We start from the raw sequence: 13,683 nt of genomic DNA, 5'->3' as shown, positions 1-13,683 counted from the left end.
GACCCCGGAACTCAGCGTTACAGCAAGGCACGACAACGCCCATCAACCATCCCCGTTGGCCCCGCTTGAACGCTGACATGACCGGGGTTTGCTGCTATAACTTGGCAACCTGCCGTAACTGGCAGGAGGGAGGGTAGACCCGCACTACGGCGGAGGCGGTACCATGACCTACTGGAAACTGCGCGGCAGGGAATTCGCCAACTGCAACTGCGAATACGGCTGCAACTGCCAGTTCGGCGGCTTGCCTGACAAAGGCGGCTGCCAGGCCGTGTTCGGCATGGCGATTGACGAAGGCCACCATGGAGAGACGGACCTTTCGGGGCTGAACATCGCAGCGGTGTTCCGCTGGCCCGGACCGATCCACGAGGGCAAGGGCGAATGTGCCGCCTTTGTCGATGAACGTGCAGGGCCGGCACAGCGCGATGCCTTGCTCACGATCATGACCGGCGGCGACACCGATCCCTTCGCCACGGTCTTTGCCGTCTTCGCGTCCACCATCGAGACCATGCACGAACCCGGCTTCGTGCCGATTGCCTTCGATGTCGACGTGGAAGGCCGCCGCGGGCGGCTGCGCGTACCCGGCCACCTCGAGATGGATGGGGAGCCCATCCGCAGTCCGGTCAACGGTGCGGAAGTCCGGGCGCAGATTCGCCTGCCGGATGGCTTCGAATACGAAGTGGCCGAGATCGGGTCGGGTTCCAGTCGGTCGTTCAGCCCGATGCAGCTGGAACACGCGGCCAGCTACGGGCAATTCGCCCACTTGCACCTCGACAGCCATGGCGTCGTGAGGAGTTGACGATGTCCACCGGGGTCAACGCGATACTGGCACGCCCCCGGATCATCACCATTGTCGCGCTGGGCATATTGATCGCGGCGGCCTGGGCATGGATTCTGGGCGGTGCCGCCATGGGGCCCGGCGCGCCCCCTGACGAGGCCACGATGGGCGGCATGGTGATGGAACCATCCGCCTCGTGGTCGATCGATCGGCTGGCGATCGTCTTTTCGATGTGGTGGACGATGATGGTGGCGATGATGCTGCCATCTGCTGCCCCGACGATCCTCCTGTACGAACGGGTCGCGCGCAACGTCCCGCAAGGACGCACGCCTGCCGTCGCAGGATTCCTGTGCGGCTATCTGCTGGCATGGGGCCTGTTTTCGGCCATCGCCACCCTGATGCAGTTCTGGCTTACGCGCTGGGCCCTGATTGCCCCGCTGACGATGGCTTCGCAGAGTACCCGGCTTTCCGGAATGATCCTGATCGCGGCAGGGGCGTATCAGCTCAGCCCGCTCAAATCGGCTTGCCTGCGCCACTGTCAAAATCCCGCCGGATTCCTGAGCCGCCACTATCGCGACGGCACCTTCGGCGCGTTGCGCATGGGGGCGCTTCACGGAGCGATATGCGTCGGCTGCTGCTGGCTGCTCATGGCGCTGCTGTTCGTCGCGGGCGTCATGAACGTGGTGTGGGTCGCGCTGCTGACGATCATCGTCGCATCCGAGAAGCTGCTTCCGCTCGACCGGGTGATTTCGGTCATCGTCGGACTGGCCTGCCTTCTCGGCGGCGGACTGATGCTGTGGCCCTGAGAAGGCACAGCGTCGCGAGCATCGCTGCGGTTCAAAGGTCCGGCAGCCGCTGGCTGGCAAAGCCCCACCCTGCCAGCGCCTTGTCGCTGGCGCAGCGTTGCAGCGGATCGATGTCCCGTATGGGAAACGGGTGTTCCTCGATCGCCAGCGCCTCGGCGAAGCAATGCGCGAAATCCTTGTGCGCCTGCCAGGAATGCCCCGGCGTCAGCGGCACCACCACATGCATTCCCTTCTAGCCCGACAGCATCGCGAAGCTGAAATGACCGAGGTCGGCCAGCCGGTCGAGCAAGTGCCGCGCGGCGGCGCATACATCGGCCCAGTTCAGCTGTTCGTGGGGCTCCAGATCGACGATTATCCGATCGGGCGCTTCGACATCGTCGCACCCGACTACCCGAGGCATGGAATTCGATGGTGCCGATTCGAACGCAGGCGAGCAGGCCCTCGGCATCCAATATGTGTGCGTAATCCTCAACCTGGCCGTCCATTTCCGTGATCGGCACGGGCGCGCGAGACCGGCAAAGGGCGAAACGCGATGCGAAGCGTTCCTATGGGTCGGCGAAAGCGCCAGTTCCAGAACATGTATGGGTTCGCTCCCTTGCGAGGCAATCCATCGATCACATCGCGCGCCTCCTGCCCCAGCCACACAGTCCGGGGCGCCGTCTTGCTGTCTCGCAGGTGCAGACGAAGCCCGCGCAGGTCCGCCCATTGGAGCCCCGGAATCTCTCCCGTTCGGCAACCTGTCAGAGGCAGCAGGGTGATCGCCGACGCATACGTACGCTTCATTGGATCATCACTCTGTCTCCTCTCTGGCACGAGTACGCCCAGACGCGCAAGTTCTTCGCCGGAAAGGAAGCGCTTGCGATGCACGCGACGGTTATGCCAAATGGATCGGTAGGGATTTGAATTCTCTGCCCGGTACCCCCATGCTTCGGCCTTGTTGAACGCCGCCTTGAGAATATCAAGGGAGCGGTTCGCCGCCCCCGGACCTAATCGGTCAGTCAGAGGCGGAAGCCATTCGGAACTCCACTTCGACAGGCAATCAAAAGTTGCACGTCGGCGTAGTGGTAGCGTGGAAATACGGGACCATCACGTTGAATTGGGCGCAGCCAGTGCACACACCAGAGGAATTGACAGTCGCCAAGCGCAAGCCGAAAGGGGGCATGTGAAGCGTTGGTATTCCTTGCTGCTTATGATGGGAGCACTGCTGGGCCTCTTGAGTCAGGAAGCTGCGTTTGCGCACGTGATCCCGGTGGCGAAAGCCGAGCAAACGGTGGTCGCGTCTAATATGAGCGCGGACTGTGCTGAAATGATGGGTCTCGCCAAGCAGGCCCCGCAGCCTGAAAAGCCGTGTAAGGGAATGACGCCGGACTGCATCGCCAAGATGGGGTGCGCTATTCCGATGGCACTGATTCCATCGGTCACGCTTGGTAAACCTTTGGAATTCCGCGACCTGGCACCGCCGCTCACATCGGTGACCGCGCTGGTTGGACGCAATACAGGGCCGGAGCCCGAACCACCCGCGCACCTTGGCTGAACACTAGCGGCGCACCTGCGAGCATTTCGTTCGCGCATGCCTCCTCACAGTTCAACCAAGGATCTTTCACATGAAGACGATTCTCACGCTCGCTGCTATCGCGGCGGGGCTCGCTACCGCATCCATCGCCTCGGCCCATGACAATGTCGGCGGCCATTGGGAATGGCGGAATGGACCCTCTTTCGGCCCGAAGTCGACCGTGCCTTCGCGCACCCGCGTCTGGGTCAAGGACGCTGAAACCACCGAGGCCAATTGCGACTGCGCCATGATGACGGCCGACCATGCCGCCTGCATGATGGACATGCCCGGCAAGGCTGGAGCGCAGTCGGTCGGTTAAGGCGATTGCCTGGCCGACAGCCGATAACAAACACGGCCGGGCGCGTGGCGCCAGCGGAGTATGCCCCCTTCGCCGGCGCCCGTTCGCCCAGCTTACCGTTTCGGCATTGGCCATGGCTCTCCCGATCAGGAGATTTCCATGCGATTGATTGTGCGCTTGATGGTTCTCACGCCGCTGCTCGCGGCGATCCCGTGCGCAGCGCTGGCCGAGCCGCTGACGTTCGATGCCGCGCTCCGGCACGCTACGAATAAAGCGCCCTCGCTCAAGGCAGGCATGGCCGGCGTCGATGCCACGCGCTCGGCTGCAGTCGCCGCCGGTCGGCTTCCCGATCCAACCCTATCGGTCGGCATCGACAATTTCCCCGTCTCGGGACCGCCCGCCTTCAGCTTCACCCGCGAGAGCATGACGATGGCACGGATCGGGATCGAACAGCCGTTCCCCAATCCCGCCAAGCGCCGTGCCCAACGGTCCCGCGCACAGGCTGGCATTGGCGTGGCCGAGGCCGACCTTGCCGTTGAAGCACAGAACCTCCGGCTTGAGACCGCGCTTGCCTGGGTCGATCTCTATTATGCCAAGCGGCGTCTCGCCCGGTTGCAGGTTCTGGATCAAAGCCTCGGCGAACTCCAAGCTACCGTTTCGGCAAGGCTCGCCTCCGGCGCGGCGCGGCCCAGTGCGGCGCTTGAACCCGACCAGCTGCGTGGCGCCGTTGCGGACAGGCGTAGCGAGCTCACGGCCGATGTCGCCAAGGCGCAGGCGAGACTGGCGCGCTTTACCGGCGATCCCTTGGCCGACGTCTCGGGCGACCCGCCTATCCTTGAAGTCGATCGCGCCCGATTGATTGCCGGGCTTGCTTCACTTCCGACCTTGCAGGCACTGGATGCGGGTGTCGGCGCGGCGGATGCGGAAACCGAACTCGCCCGCGCCGACAAGCGGCCCGATTGGCGGGTCAGCACCTCCTACGGCCGCCGCGATCCCGCCTATGGCGACATGGTATCAGTCGGCATCAGCATCGATTTGCCGTTCTTCTCCAAACGACGGCAGGACCCCAGGATCGCCGCGCGAGCGAGCGAAGCCGAACGGGCGCGGCTGATGCGCACGGGGGGAGAACAACAGATCGTCGCCGCGCTCGATGGTGATCTTGCCGATCATGTCATGCACCACCAGCGGCTGATGAATGCGCGTAATACCCTGGTGCCGCTCGCCAAACGCCGTGCCGAACTCGACATGGCGAGCTACGCTGCGGGCAAGCTCGACCTCGGCAGTGCGCTGCTCTCGACGCTGGCGCTGGCCGAAGCCGAGGTCGATGCGCTGTCGCGCGAGGACGACGTCGCACGCGACGCCATCCGGATCAATTTCACATATGGGGAGATGCGGCCATGAGCATGGACGCGAGACACGCCGTGCGCTGGGGCGCCGGAGCATTGGCAATCGCACTGGTCGCGGGTGGAGGCGGTTATTGGATTGGCCAGCGCGGGGAAGCCACGAGGGAAGCTGGATCGACGCCAGCGGCGCGCAAGATCCTCTACTGGTACGATCCGATGGTGCCGGCCGAGCACTACGACAATCCCAATTCGCTCTCGTCGATGGGGATGAAGACCCAGCCCAAATACGCGGATGAAACCTCTGCCACGGGCGCAACGCCTGGGATCAGCATCGATCCCGCTGCGCGACAGAACCTGGGGCTGCGGGTCGTCGCGGCCGAGGTTGGCAGTCTGCCATCGGCGCTATCGGTCGCCGGGACCATCGACTTCAACCAGCGCAATGTCGCAATCATCCAGGCGCGTTCTGGCGGGTTCGTCACCCACGTCTATAGCCGCGCGCCGGGCGATGTGATCGGCGCGGGCGCACCGATTGCCGACATCCAGCTGCCCGAATGGGGCGGCGCGCAGGGTGAGTTTCTCGCGGTCAAACGGCTCGGCAGGCCCGACCTTACCGCGGCCGCAAGGCAACGCTTGCGACTGCTCGGCATGTCGGACGGCCTGATTGCGCACGTCGAGCGGTCGGGCCTAACCAGTGGCACGATCACGATCACCTCGCCGATCGCGGGGGTGATCCAGTCGCTCGATGCCCAGCAAGGGGTGACGTTGGCGCAGGGCCAGACGCTTGCGCAGGTGACCGGCATCGGCACGGTCTGGCTCAATGCCGCCGTGCCGGAAGTGCAGGCAGGCATGATCAAGATCGGCCAGAGCGCGAAGGCGACGCTATCCGCATTTCCGGGTGAGACTTTCACGGGCCGCGTGGTCGCGATCCTACCCACCGCGCAGGCGGACAGCCGCACCCTGACTATCCGCATTGAACTCGCCAACCGTGGCGGACGCCTCAAGCCCGGCATGTTTGCCAGCGTTTCGCTCGGCGGCGATCAACGCCAGGCGCTGCTGGTGCCGAGCGAGGCGGTGATCCGTACCGGTGCGCGCATCCTGGTGATGCTGGCGCTCGCCGATGGTCGCTATCGACCGGCTGAGGTTCGTGTGGGGACAGAGGGCGGCGGAAGACCGAGATCATCGCGGGATTGGCTCCCGGTGAAAAGGTCGTAGCTTCCGGCCAGTTCCTGCTCGATTCCGAAGCGAGCCTGACGGGCATTCCGGCGCGGCCTTTGGAGGGCAGCAAGTGATCGCCTCCATCATCCGTGCCTCAGTCAGAGCGCGCAACCAGGTGATTGCGGCGGCGCTGGTGTTGACCGCGATCGGGGTGGTGGCGGTCAGGACTACACCGATCGATGCGCTGCCAGATCTGTCAGACGTGCAGGTGATCATCCGCACGAGCTGGCCGGGCCAGGCGCCGCAGATCGTCGAGAACCAGGTCACCTATCCCATCACTTCAACCATGCTCTCGGTTCCCGGTGCGCGGGTGGTGCGCGGATATTCCTTTGTCGGTGACAGCTTCGTCTATGTGCTGTTCGACGACAGCACGGACCTCTACTGGGCGCGCAGCCGCGTGCTCGAATATCTGAGCCAGGTGCAGAGCCGTCTGCCCGAAGGCGCGAAAGCCTCGCTCGGTCCCGACGCGACCGGGGTGGGGTGGATTTACGAATATGCGCTGGTCGACCAGGCCGGTGGGCACGATCTGGCGCAGCTCCGATCTCTCCAGGACTGGTTCCTGCGCTTTGAATTGAAGACGGTGCCCGGCGTTGCCGAGGTCGCCAGCATCGGCGGCATGGTCAAGCAGTATCAGGTTATCGTCGATCCGCAGAAGCTCGCCGCCTACGGCGTCACTACTGATCAAGTTGGGGCAGCTCTGAAGCGTGCCAACCAGGAGACCGGCGGCGCCAGCGTGGAGATGGCGGGCGCCGAATATACCGTGCGCGCCAGCGGTTACCTGAAAACCCTCGACGACTTCCGTGCTGTGCCGCTGCGCACCGCGGCAAGCGGCATTCCGGTGACGCTTGGCGATGTCGCCACGGTACAGGTCGGTCCTGAGATGCGACGCGGCATCGCAGAATTGAACGGCGAAGGTGAAGTCGCAGGCGGCGTCATCATCATGCGCCAGGGCCAAAACGCTCGCGCGGTGATCGAGGGTGTCAGGGCCAAGCTCGAGGTACTCAAGAAGAGCCTGCCGCCCGGTGTTGAGATTGTCCCAACCTACGACCGTTCGGGTTTGATCGATCACGCGGTCCAGAATCTGAACCACAAGCTGATCGAGGAGTTCGTCATCGTAGCAGCCGTTTGTGCGCTGTTCCTTTGGCACGCGCGCTCGGCGATGGTCGCGATCCTGACCTTGCCGCTCGGCATCCTGATCGCCTTCATCGTCATGCGCCTGCAGGGCCTCAACGCCAATATCCTCTCCTTGGGCGGCATTGCCATCGCTATCGGCGCGATGGTCGATGCAGCGGTGGTGATGATCGAGAACGCCCACAAGTATCTCGAACGTTGGCATAACGACAATCCTGACACCGAGCCCGATCGCTCGACTCGCTGGCGGATCGTGACAAATGCGGCCGCTGAAGTCGGCCCGGCGCTGTTCCTGAGCCTGCTGATCATTACCTTTTCGTTCCTTCCGATCTTCACGCTGCAGGGACAGGAGGGCCGGCTGTTTGCACCGCTCGCCTTCACCAAGACCTACGCGATGGCGGCGGCCGCATTCCTTTCGATCACGCTGATCCCGGTGTTGATGGGGCTGCTGATCAAGGGAAAAATCCCTAGCGAGGAGGCCAACCCGCTCAACCGCTGGTTGGTACGGGCCTATCGCCCGGCAATTGACTGGGTGCTGGAGCGGCCCAAGCGGACGTTGCTGATCGCCGTGCTGCTATTCGCCACTACACTCTGGCCGATGGCAAAGGTCGGCGGCGAGTTCCTGCCGCAAATGAACGAGGGCGACCTGCTCTACATGCCCTCGGCGCTGCCCGGCTTGTCGGCGGCAGAAGCGGGGCGCCTGCTTCAGCAGACCGATCGGTTGATCAAGTCTGTGCCCGAGGTCGCAAGCGTGTTCGGCAAGGCGGGCCGCGCCGATAGCGCGACCGATCCCGCGCCATTGGAAATGTTCGAGACGACCATTCATTTCAAACCTCGCGACCAGTGGCGCCCCGGGATGACGCCTGAAAAGCTGGTCGATGAATTGGACGCGCGGGTGAAGGTGCCTGGTCTCGCCAATTTTTGGATCCCGCCAATCCGCAACCGCATCGACATGCTGGCAACGGGGGTCAAGAGTCCGGTTGGGATCAAGGTCGCGGGCTCGAACCTTGCGGAGATCGACCGTACCGCCACGCAGATCGAGCAGGTCGTACGGACCGTGCCCGGCGTCACCTCGGCGCTGGCCGAACGGCTGACCGGCGGGCGCTACGTCGATGTCGATATCGACCGCGCCTCAGCCGACCGCTACGGATTGAATGTGGCCGACGTCCAGGCGGTGGTTGCCGGCGCGATCGGCGGCGAGAATATCGGCCAGACGGTCGAGGGCCTCGCGCGCTACCCGATCAACTTGCGCTACCCGCGCGAGTTGCGCGACAGTCCGGACAAGCTTGCAGCTCTGCCGGTGCTGACACCGTCTGGCCAGCAGATCACGCTCGGCACCGTCGCTTCTGTCCGGATCAGCGACGGTCCACCGATGCTCAGGAGTGAAAACGGTCGCCCGGTGACCTGGATCTATGTCGATGGCCGCGACCGCGATATGCAGACGCTGGTTGACGACATCCAGCAGACTATTGCCAGCAAGGTCCAACTTCCGCCGGGCGTCAGCGTCTCCTACACTGGTCAGTACGAGTTCTTCGTCCGTGCCAAGGAGAGGATGAAGCTGGTCATCCCGGTGACGCTCGCGATCATCTTCGCACTGCTTTACCTGACCTTCCGGCGCTGGGACGAGGCGCTGCTGATCATGGGCACGCTGCCGTTCGCGCTCACCGGCGGGCTATGGCTGCTCTACCTGCTTGGTTACAACCAGTCGGTGGCAAGCGCGGTCGGGTTCATCGCGTTGGCCGGCGTCGCGGCAGAGTTCGGCGTGGTCATGCTGATCTACCTCAAACAGGCCTTGGAAGGGCGAGAAGACGGCGATGTCGCCGCCGCTGTTCGGGAAGGCGCACTGCTGCGCGTTCGGCCCAAGGCAATGACGGTGGCGGTGATCCTTGCTGGCCTGTTCCCGGTGCTGGTGGGCGGCGGCACCGGCTCGGAAGTGATGAGCCGGATCGCGGCGCCGATGATCGGCGGTATGCTGACCGCACCGCTGCTTTCAATGCTGATCATCCCTGCTGCCTATTTGCTGATGCGCCGCAGATCCCATTCCCAAGTTCAACCTGAAGGAGAAGTACAGTGAAGAAGTCCCTGATGATTGCGACCAGCCTGGCACTGATGGCATTGCTTTCTGCCTGCAAGAAGGAAGCCGAAGCTACGAAGCCTGCGGAAACCGCCCCCACCAACACCGGCAGCATGACGGGCATGCCAATGGCCGGGCCGATGATGCATGGGGCGAGTACCGGCACCGTCGCGGCAATTGACGCCGCCAAAGGCACGGTAACGCTCGATCACCACGAAATCGCCGCACTCAAATGGCCCGCGATGACCATGAGCTTCTCGGCAAAGCCGGAGCAAATTTCGGGATTGAAGATCGGCGACAAAGTGAGATTCGAGATCGATTGGGATGGCAAACTTGGTGCCATCACGATGATCCAGAAATTTGGCTCCTGATCTTTATTGAGCGAAGGTTGAAGAAAAAGGCGTGGTCGAGATTGGTAGCGAGTTATCGGTCCGACCACACCCTCGCCCCAGCACAACAACGTGCAGTCCAATCAACCTGAACCTCTCAGAAACCGTAAGGGCATCCATTATATTATCGCCGACGAAGCGGAAGTGCGCCTGTCGGCGCCGAGATTTTCTCGGTTCGACTGCCGCAGATCCTAAACACTACGCCAACGTCCATGCCTAAATTAGTCGCCACCGCCTTTGCTGTCAGGCCACAGCTTCAAGCCCTTTGCGCTGAACAATGGAAAGTAGCCGCAGAGCAGGTCCACCAGGCTTCTTCTTGCCCCGCTCCCAGTCAGAAACGAGATTCTTCGACACATTGAGGTAACGTGCGAAAACAGGCTGCGAGACGTGCTGCGCCTCCCGGATTGCCCTGATTTCTTCGGGCTGGAACGGTATTACAGGGGCAATGCAGGCCTCGTCGAATTCACGAAGAGTCTGTTTATCGATAGCTCCGGCCTCATGGAGGCCTTCCATCATTTCGTGAACGGCGGCCAGCGCCTCGCTCTTATAGGATTTAGGCATCGTCATTCACCTCGAACAATCTACCTTCTCGCACCTCGGTATCGACCTGCGCCTGTGTCAGCCCGAGCACGATCCTGGCGGCCTGCTTGTAGGTCCGCAGTTCGACCGCATTGAGATTGGCCTTGCTGCTTTTGGCGAAACCAAAAGCGAACACGGCCCTCTCCTCATGGCGAAAGAAGACCAGCGTGCGATAACCGCCAGACTTGCCTCCGCCTTCGCGCGCGACGCGCTGCTTTATAAGGCCGCCGCCCAAGTCGGCATCGACCAGGCCCCGGTTAACCTGATCGACGGCCACAATGAGCGCCGCGTCGCTAATCCCTTCCCGGCTCGCATACTTGGCAAACCAGCGATTCTTGTAGATCCGGGCTTTCTGCTCACCGGTCATTGTCAAACCACCATATATCACACTTAGTGTGACCCTTCAACGAAGGGCACAATGATCTCAAATCGATGATCACAAGCCCTCCTCGGTCGCCTTGCGCAGCAGTTCGCCCAGCCTCTCTGCCGCATCAACAACGCAGGCATCATCGAGATGGGCGTATCGCGCCGTCATCTTGACGCTCGTGTGCCCCAGCAGCCTGGAGATCATGGGCAAAGTCTCCGACATGGAGGCCGCATGGCTCGCGAAACTATGTCGCAGGTCATGCAAGCGGACATGGGCAAGCCCCGCCCTGGCCCGAGCGCGATAATAGCACTGGTCCAACCGGGAAATCGTGAGGCGAGCATCGCCGCGCCAGAACACATGGTCCAGATCGGTATGGCGTGGCAGCCTCGCCAGAACCGCCTGCGCAGCCTCACCGAGCCAGGCCGTCCGAGGTCCGGTCTTCGCATCATGCAACAGCAAGCGCCGCCCCCTCACCTCGCTCCATGCAAGGTCACAGATTTCGCTTTTCCGGCAGCCGGTCAGCGCCAGTACGCGAATGGCAGCGACTGCCATCGGGTCGGAGTCCTCTATTTCGGCAAGTGCCTCGCCGAAGCGGTTCAATTCCTGTTCGGACAGGACACACTGGTGTCGCTTCAGCTTGTTCGCTTTCACACCCGTGCAGGGGTTAGAGCATTCGGCGAGAACGCCCCATGCCTCCGCCTTGTTAAACATCGATCGCAGCAGTTCGAAGGTCCGGTTGGCCGCGGCCGGTCCGACGTTGGCGGTCATCTGAGCGAACCATCGTTTGATGTCAGCTGGCATTATCTCATCGAGAAAACGCCGACGGAAGGCCCGGTCCAGGTGGCACCGGTAATAGCGATTGCGCGCGCGCGTGCTTGCCTTCCAGGTCGGCTCCGCCTTCGACCAGTACTCGTCCAGAAAGGCATCGTACGTCGGGCTTGCTCTAACCTTGGCACGCGCCTCCGCTGGATTCTCGCCAACCTCAGCACGTAGCAACACCCGCCGGGCAACATCGGCAGCCTGAGCGCGCGTAACGACACGCGCATCCCCAATAGTGACCGTGCGCACCTTGCCCGTCATCCGGGTCTGAACGACGTACACGCGCCTGCCACTGCGATAATGACGCACCCCAAAGCCGGGCCAGCGCGCCGACCATTCTGTCCGGCGTACGCGGTCGGTTTCGGAAGGATCGGCACTCGGCTCGATGCCGATGGTAGCGAGTTCCTCGGCCACGAGGCCGGCAAGACTGCGGGCGTTCATGCGACCAGCCCCAACTTCGCAGCAATCGCGCCCGAAACGCGCTGCGCCGCCTCCAGCACAGTATCGTCAGCGAGATGGGCATACCGCTCGGTCGTCTCCGGCAACGCATGACCGAGCAGGCGCCCGATCAACGTCAGCGAGATCCCGTCGCGGATTGCCATCGACGCAAAGCTGTGACGCAAGTCGTGCAGACGCACATCGGCAAGACCAGCGCGGGCGCGCAACTGGTGCCAGTGGGATGTCGGGTCAAAGGACTTGGCGGGATCACGCGGCGCGGGAAACACCAGTCCCTTGCCCTGCCCCGTATCGAGTTTGGCGAGAACCGCGCGTGCCGGAGCATTGAGGTAGATAACCTTGGGGCCGGTCTTGCTGTCAGGCAGAAACAGTCGCGGCGGCTTCACCCATTCCCAGTTCAGCGTTGCGATTTCGCTCAGCCGCGCGCCCGTATAGATGAGCAACCGGATAATCGGCACCGCTCGCGGCATCTCCCCTTCCGCGTTCTTGATCGCCGCGCCCAAGGCGCGGTACTCGGCCGGGCTGAGGTAACGTTGGGGTTGCTTGCGCTTGTAGCGGGCGATGCCGCGACAGGGATTGGAGCCTCGGCGGCGGTGGCCAAAAACTTCGGCTTCATTCATCAGCGCCGAAAGGACCGGGACCGCGCGATTGAAGTTCCCCGAGCGCGAAGCCATGCTGTCGCGCCACCGGGCGATATCGGTTCGCTCGATCTCGGACAGCCGCATCTCGCCAAAGAATGGGATCAGATCACGCTCGATCGCACGCCGGTTGCGGACCAAGGTGGCCGGCTTCCAGTGACGAGCCGAGCATGCGAGGAACTCCGGGGCGAAGGCGGCGAAAGTCATCGCGTCGGCAGCGGTCGCAACCGGACGCGTTGGCAGCCCCGCCAGCAAGGCTTCGGCAAGAACCCGGCGCGCTTCCCGCCTCGCGGCCTCGACCTTCACCGTCTGCGGGCTACCTAGCGTCCGAACACGCATCATCCGGCGCTCCCGGTACTTGACGATCCAGGTTTTGGTGCCGCTTGCACGACACCGGAGACCGAAGCCTGGAACGTCAGTATCCCAGAACGTGGTGTGGCGGGCTGGAGCCTTTCTCCGGGCGATATGGCCGGTCAGTCTGCAGCGGTTTTCAGGCACTGCTGATACCCGTTCCACGGCCTGATTCGCGGTGACCAAATGGCCATCTGGAAGGGCTAGATTAAAGCTGCTTGACGGCTCGACGGTTTCTGAATTATCAAACATATAGCACTGTTACTCCACGGTTTTCCGTGTACGGTGTGCCCCTCAATCGCCAGATTTGAGCGACGTCGGGGGATGTGGAGGGGCTTGATCGCAGGGCATGGGTGCTCGGGTCTACCGGTGGGGGCCAGGGCATGATCCCGGTGAATGTTGGAGGCCAGATCATGTATGGAGCAGGCGAGAGGGCGATGGTTGCTGGCGTGCGGTCTGACACCCTGCTTGTCTCCGGGAGCATGAGAAAAAGGATGGGGTGGGGCTAGTCGCCCCACCATTCGCCTTCCGCCGTCCCGGCCTGCCCGTCGGTGGCAAGCGATGCTTCGGCCGTGCTCTGTGCCTGTGCCAGCCATGCCTGTTCGAGGCTGGCGATGATGCCGTCGAGATCGTCGTGTTGGTTAGTGGGATTGGTCATCGTGGCCTCCTTCGTCGGTATCGACGGGCAGGCGGACGGTGGTGGTGCGTGGTCTCGGTCAAGGACGGCGAAGCCGCCGCGCAGCGGGGAGCGGGGGTGCCGATTTTTCCGTCAGGAAAAATTGGGGGTACCGCTCATCCTTGAGGGAGGCCGCGCACCGCCACCATCATGGGACGGCTATGGCGACCTGTTGTGTTTGTGTGTCCTTGCAGGGGCCGCCCCTGCCCCCTTA

The 13,683-nt window shown here is 63.0% G+C and carries 15 protein-coding genes; 8 read left to right on the top strand and 7 right to left on the bottom strand.

Annotated features, from left to right (window positions below; all coding sequences use genetic code 11):
• Positions 1 to 163 precede the first annotated feature (163 nt).
• Positions 164 to 796 (top strand): DUF1326 domain-containing protein, encoded by a 633-nt coding sequence (locus K3A84_RS18065; protein WP_225010885.1) that lies wholly within the window; start codon positions 164 to 166, stop codon positions 794 to 796.
• Between the two features lie 2 nt (positions 797 to 798).
• Positions 799 to 1,581, top strand: coding sequence for a DUF2182 domain-containing protein (locus K3A84_RS18060; RefSeq protein ID WP_225010884.1), 783 nt, complete (start codon positions 799 to 801; stop codon positions 1,579 to 1,581).
• Positions 1,582 to 1,612: 31 nt separating this feature from the next.
• Here K3A84_RS18060 and K3A84_RS18055 read toward each other — a convergent pair whose 3' ends face one another.
• Complete coding sequence (locus K3A84_RS18055; protein ID WP_225010883.1) at positions 1,613 to 1,807, bottom strand: hypothetical protein; 195 nt, start codon at positions 1,805 to 1,807, stop codon at positions 1,613 to 1,615.
• A gap of 6 nt (positions 1,808 to 1,813) precedes the next feature.
• Complete coding sequence (gene ligD, locus K3A84_RS18050) at positions 1,814 to 1,981, bottom strand: non-homologous end-joining DNA ligase LigD (protein ID WP_225010882.1); 168 nt, start codon at positions 1,979 to 1,981, stop codon at positions 1,814 to 1,816.
• Between the two features lie 762 nt (positions 1,982 to 2,743).
• Here ligD and K3A84_RS18045 point away from each other — a divergent pair.
• From K3A84_RS18045 to K3A84_RS18020, 6 genes are all read left to right on the top strand, one after another.
• Positions 2,744 to 3,115: a hypothetical protein gene (locus tag K3A84_RS18045; protein ID WP_225010881.1), complete on the top strand. Its 372-nt coding sequence runs from the start codon at positions 2,744 to 2,746 to the stop codon at positions 3,113 to 3,115.
• Positions 3,116 to 3,185: 70 nt separating this feature from the next.
• Complete coding sequence (locus K3A84_RS18040; protein ID WP_225010880.1) at positions 3,186 to 3,452, top strand: hypothetical protein; 267 nt, start codon at positions 3,186 to 3,188, stop codon at positions 3,450 to 3,452.
• A gap of 138 nt (positions 3,453 to 3,590) precedes the next feature.
• On the top strand, positions 3,591 to 4,832 hold the full coding sequence (locus tag K3A84_RS18035) for a TolC family protein (RefSeq protein WP_404823182.1): 1,242 nt from the start codon (positions 3,591 to 3,593) through the stop codon (positions 4,830 to 4,832).
• Positions 4,829 to 5,986 (top strand): efflux RND transporter periplasmic adaptor subunit, encoded by a 1,158-nt coding sequence (locus tag K3A84_RS18030; RefSeq protein ID WP_225010879.1) that lies wholly within the window; start codon positions 4,829 to 4,831, stop codon positions 5,984 to 5,986. Before K3A84_RS18035 ends, K3A84_RS18030 begins: the two co-directional genes overlap by 4 nt.
• 73 nt (positions 5,987 to 6,059) lie before the next feature.
• On the top strand, positions 6,060 to 9,194 hold the full coding sequence (locus K3A84_RS18025; protein ID WP_225010878.1) for an efflux RND transporter permease subunit: 3,135 nt from the start codon (positions 6,060 to 6,062) through the stop codon (positions 9,192 to 9,194).
• Complete coding sequence (locus tag K3A84_RS18020) at positions 9,191 to 9,565, top strand: copper-binding protein (RefSeq protein ID WP_225010877.1); 375 nt, start codon at positions 9,191 to 9,193, stop codon at positions 9,563 to 9,565. Before K3A84_RS18025 ends, K3A84_RS18020 begins: the two co-directional genes overlap by 4 nt.
• A gap of 261 nt (positions 9,566 to 9,826) precedes the next feature.
• On the opposite strand, the gene K3A84_RS18015 is transcribed toward K3A84_RS18020, so the two are convergent.
• The 5 genes from K3A84_RS18015 to K3A84_RS17995 form a co-directional block, all read right to left on the bottom strand.
• Entirely contained in the window at positions 9,827 to 10,144 is a 318-nt protein-coding gene (locus K3A84_RS18015; protein WP_169495208.1) for a helix-turn-helix domain-containing protein, read from the bottom strand.
• Positions 10,137 to 10,529, bottom strand: coding sequence for a type II toxin-antitoxin system RelE/ParE family toxin (locus K3A84_RS18010; protein WP_225010876.1), 393 nt, complete (start codon positions 10,527 to 10,529; stop codon positions 10,137 to 10,139). Before K3A84_RS18010 ends, K3A84_RS18015 begins: the two co-directional genes overlap by 8 nt.
• Before the next feature lie 69 nt (positions 10,530 to 10,598).
• On the bottom strand, positions 10,599 to 11,789 hold the full coding sequence (locus tag K3A84_RS18005) for a site-specific integrase (RefSeq protein ID WP_225010875.1): 1,191 nt from the start codon (positions 11,787 to 11,789) through the stop codon (positions 10,599 to 10,601).
• A complete protein-coding gene (locus K3A84_RS18000) occupies positions 11,786 to 13,045 on the bottom strand; it encodes a tyrosine-type recombinase/integrase (RefSeq protein WP_225010874.1) in 1,260 nt (419 codons plus the stop codon). Before K3A84_RS18000 ends, K3A84_RS18005 begins: the two co-directional genes overlap by 4 nt.
• A 253-nt stretch (positions 13,046 to 13,298) precedes the next feature.
• Positions 13,299 to 13,451 (bottom strand): hypothetical protein, encoded by a 153-nt coding sequence (locus K3A84_RS17995; protein WP_225010873.1) that lies wholly within the window; start codon positions 13,449 to 13,451, stop codon positions 13,299 to 13,301.
• Positions 13,452 to 13,683 lie beyond the last annotated feature (232 nt).

Source organism: Novosphingobium percolationis, from assembly GCF_020179425.1.
Taxonomy (GTDB): Bacteria; Pseudomonadota; Alphaproteobacteria; order Sphingomonadales; family Sphingomonadaceae; genus Novosphingobium; species Novosphingobium percolationis.
Note: the sequence above shows the minus strand (reverse complement) of the source record. Positions and strands in the feature narration are given on the sequence as shown.

Bases quoted from the DNA above. Each gene is read 5' to 3' on its own strand.
- K3A84_RS18065 (WP_225010885.1), top strand. From the start codon at position 164: ATGACCTACTGGAAACTGCGCGGCAGGGAATTCGCCAACTGCAACTGC.
- K3A84_RS18060 (WP_225010884.1), top strand. From the start codon at position 799: ATGTCCACCGGGGTCAACGCGATACTGGCACGCCCCCGGATCATCACC.
- K3A84_RS18055 (WP_225010883.1), bottom strand. From the start codon at position 1,807: ATGCATGTGGTGGTGCCGCTGACGCCGGGGCATTCCTGGCAGGCGCAC.
- ligD (WP_225010882.1), bottom strand. From the start codon at position 1,981: ATGCCTCGGGTAGTCGGGTGCGACGATGTCGAAGCGCCCGATCGGATA.
- K3A84_RS18040 (WP_225010880.1), top strand. From the start codon at position 3,186: ATGAAGACGATTCTCACGCTCGCTGCTATCGCGGCGGGGCTCGCTACC.
- K3A84_RS18035 (WP_404823182.1), top strand. From the start codon at position 3,591: ATGCGATTGATTGTGCGCTTGATGGTTCTCACGCCGCTGCTCGCGGCG.
- K3A84_RS18030 (WP_225010879.1), top strand. From the start codon at position 4,829: ATGAGCATGGACGCGAGACACGCCGTGCGCTGGGGCGCCGGAGCATTG.
- K3A84_RS18015 (WP_169495208.1), bottom strand. From the start codon at position 10,144: ATGCCTAAATCCTATAAGAGCGAGGCGCTGGCCGCCGTTCACGAAATG.
- K3A84_RS18010 (WP_225010876.1), bottom strand. From the start codon at position 10,529: ATGACCGGTGAGCAGAAAGCCCGGATCTACAAGAATCGCTGGTTTGCC.
- K3A84_RS18005 (WP_225010875.1), bottom strand. From the start codon at position 11,789: ATGAACGCCCGCAGTCTTGCCGGCCTCGTGGCCGAGGAACTCGCTACC.
- K3A84_RS18000 (WP_225010874.1), bottom strand. From the start codon at position 13,045: ATGTTTGATAATTCAGAAACCGTCGAGCCGTCAAGCAGCTTTAATCTA.
- K3A84_RS17995 (WP_225010873.1), bottom strand. From the start codon at position 13,451: ATGACCAATCCCACTAACCAACACGACGATCTCGACGGCATCATCGCC.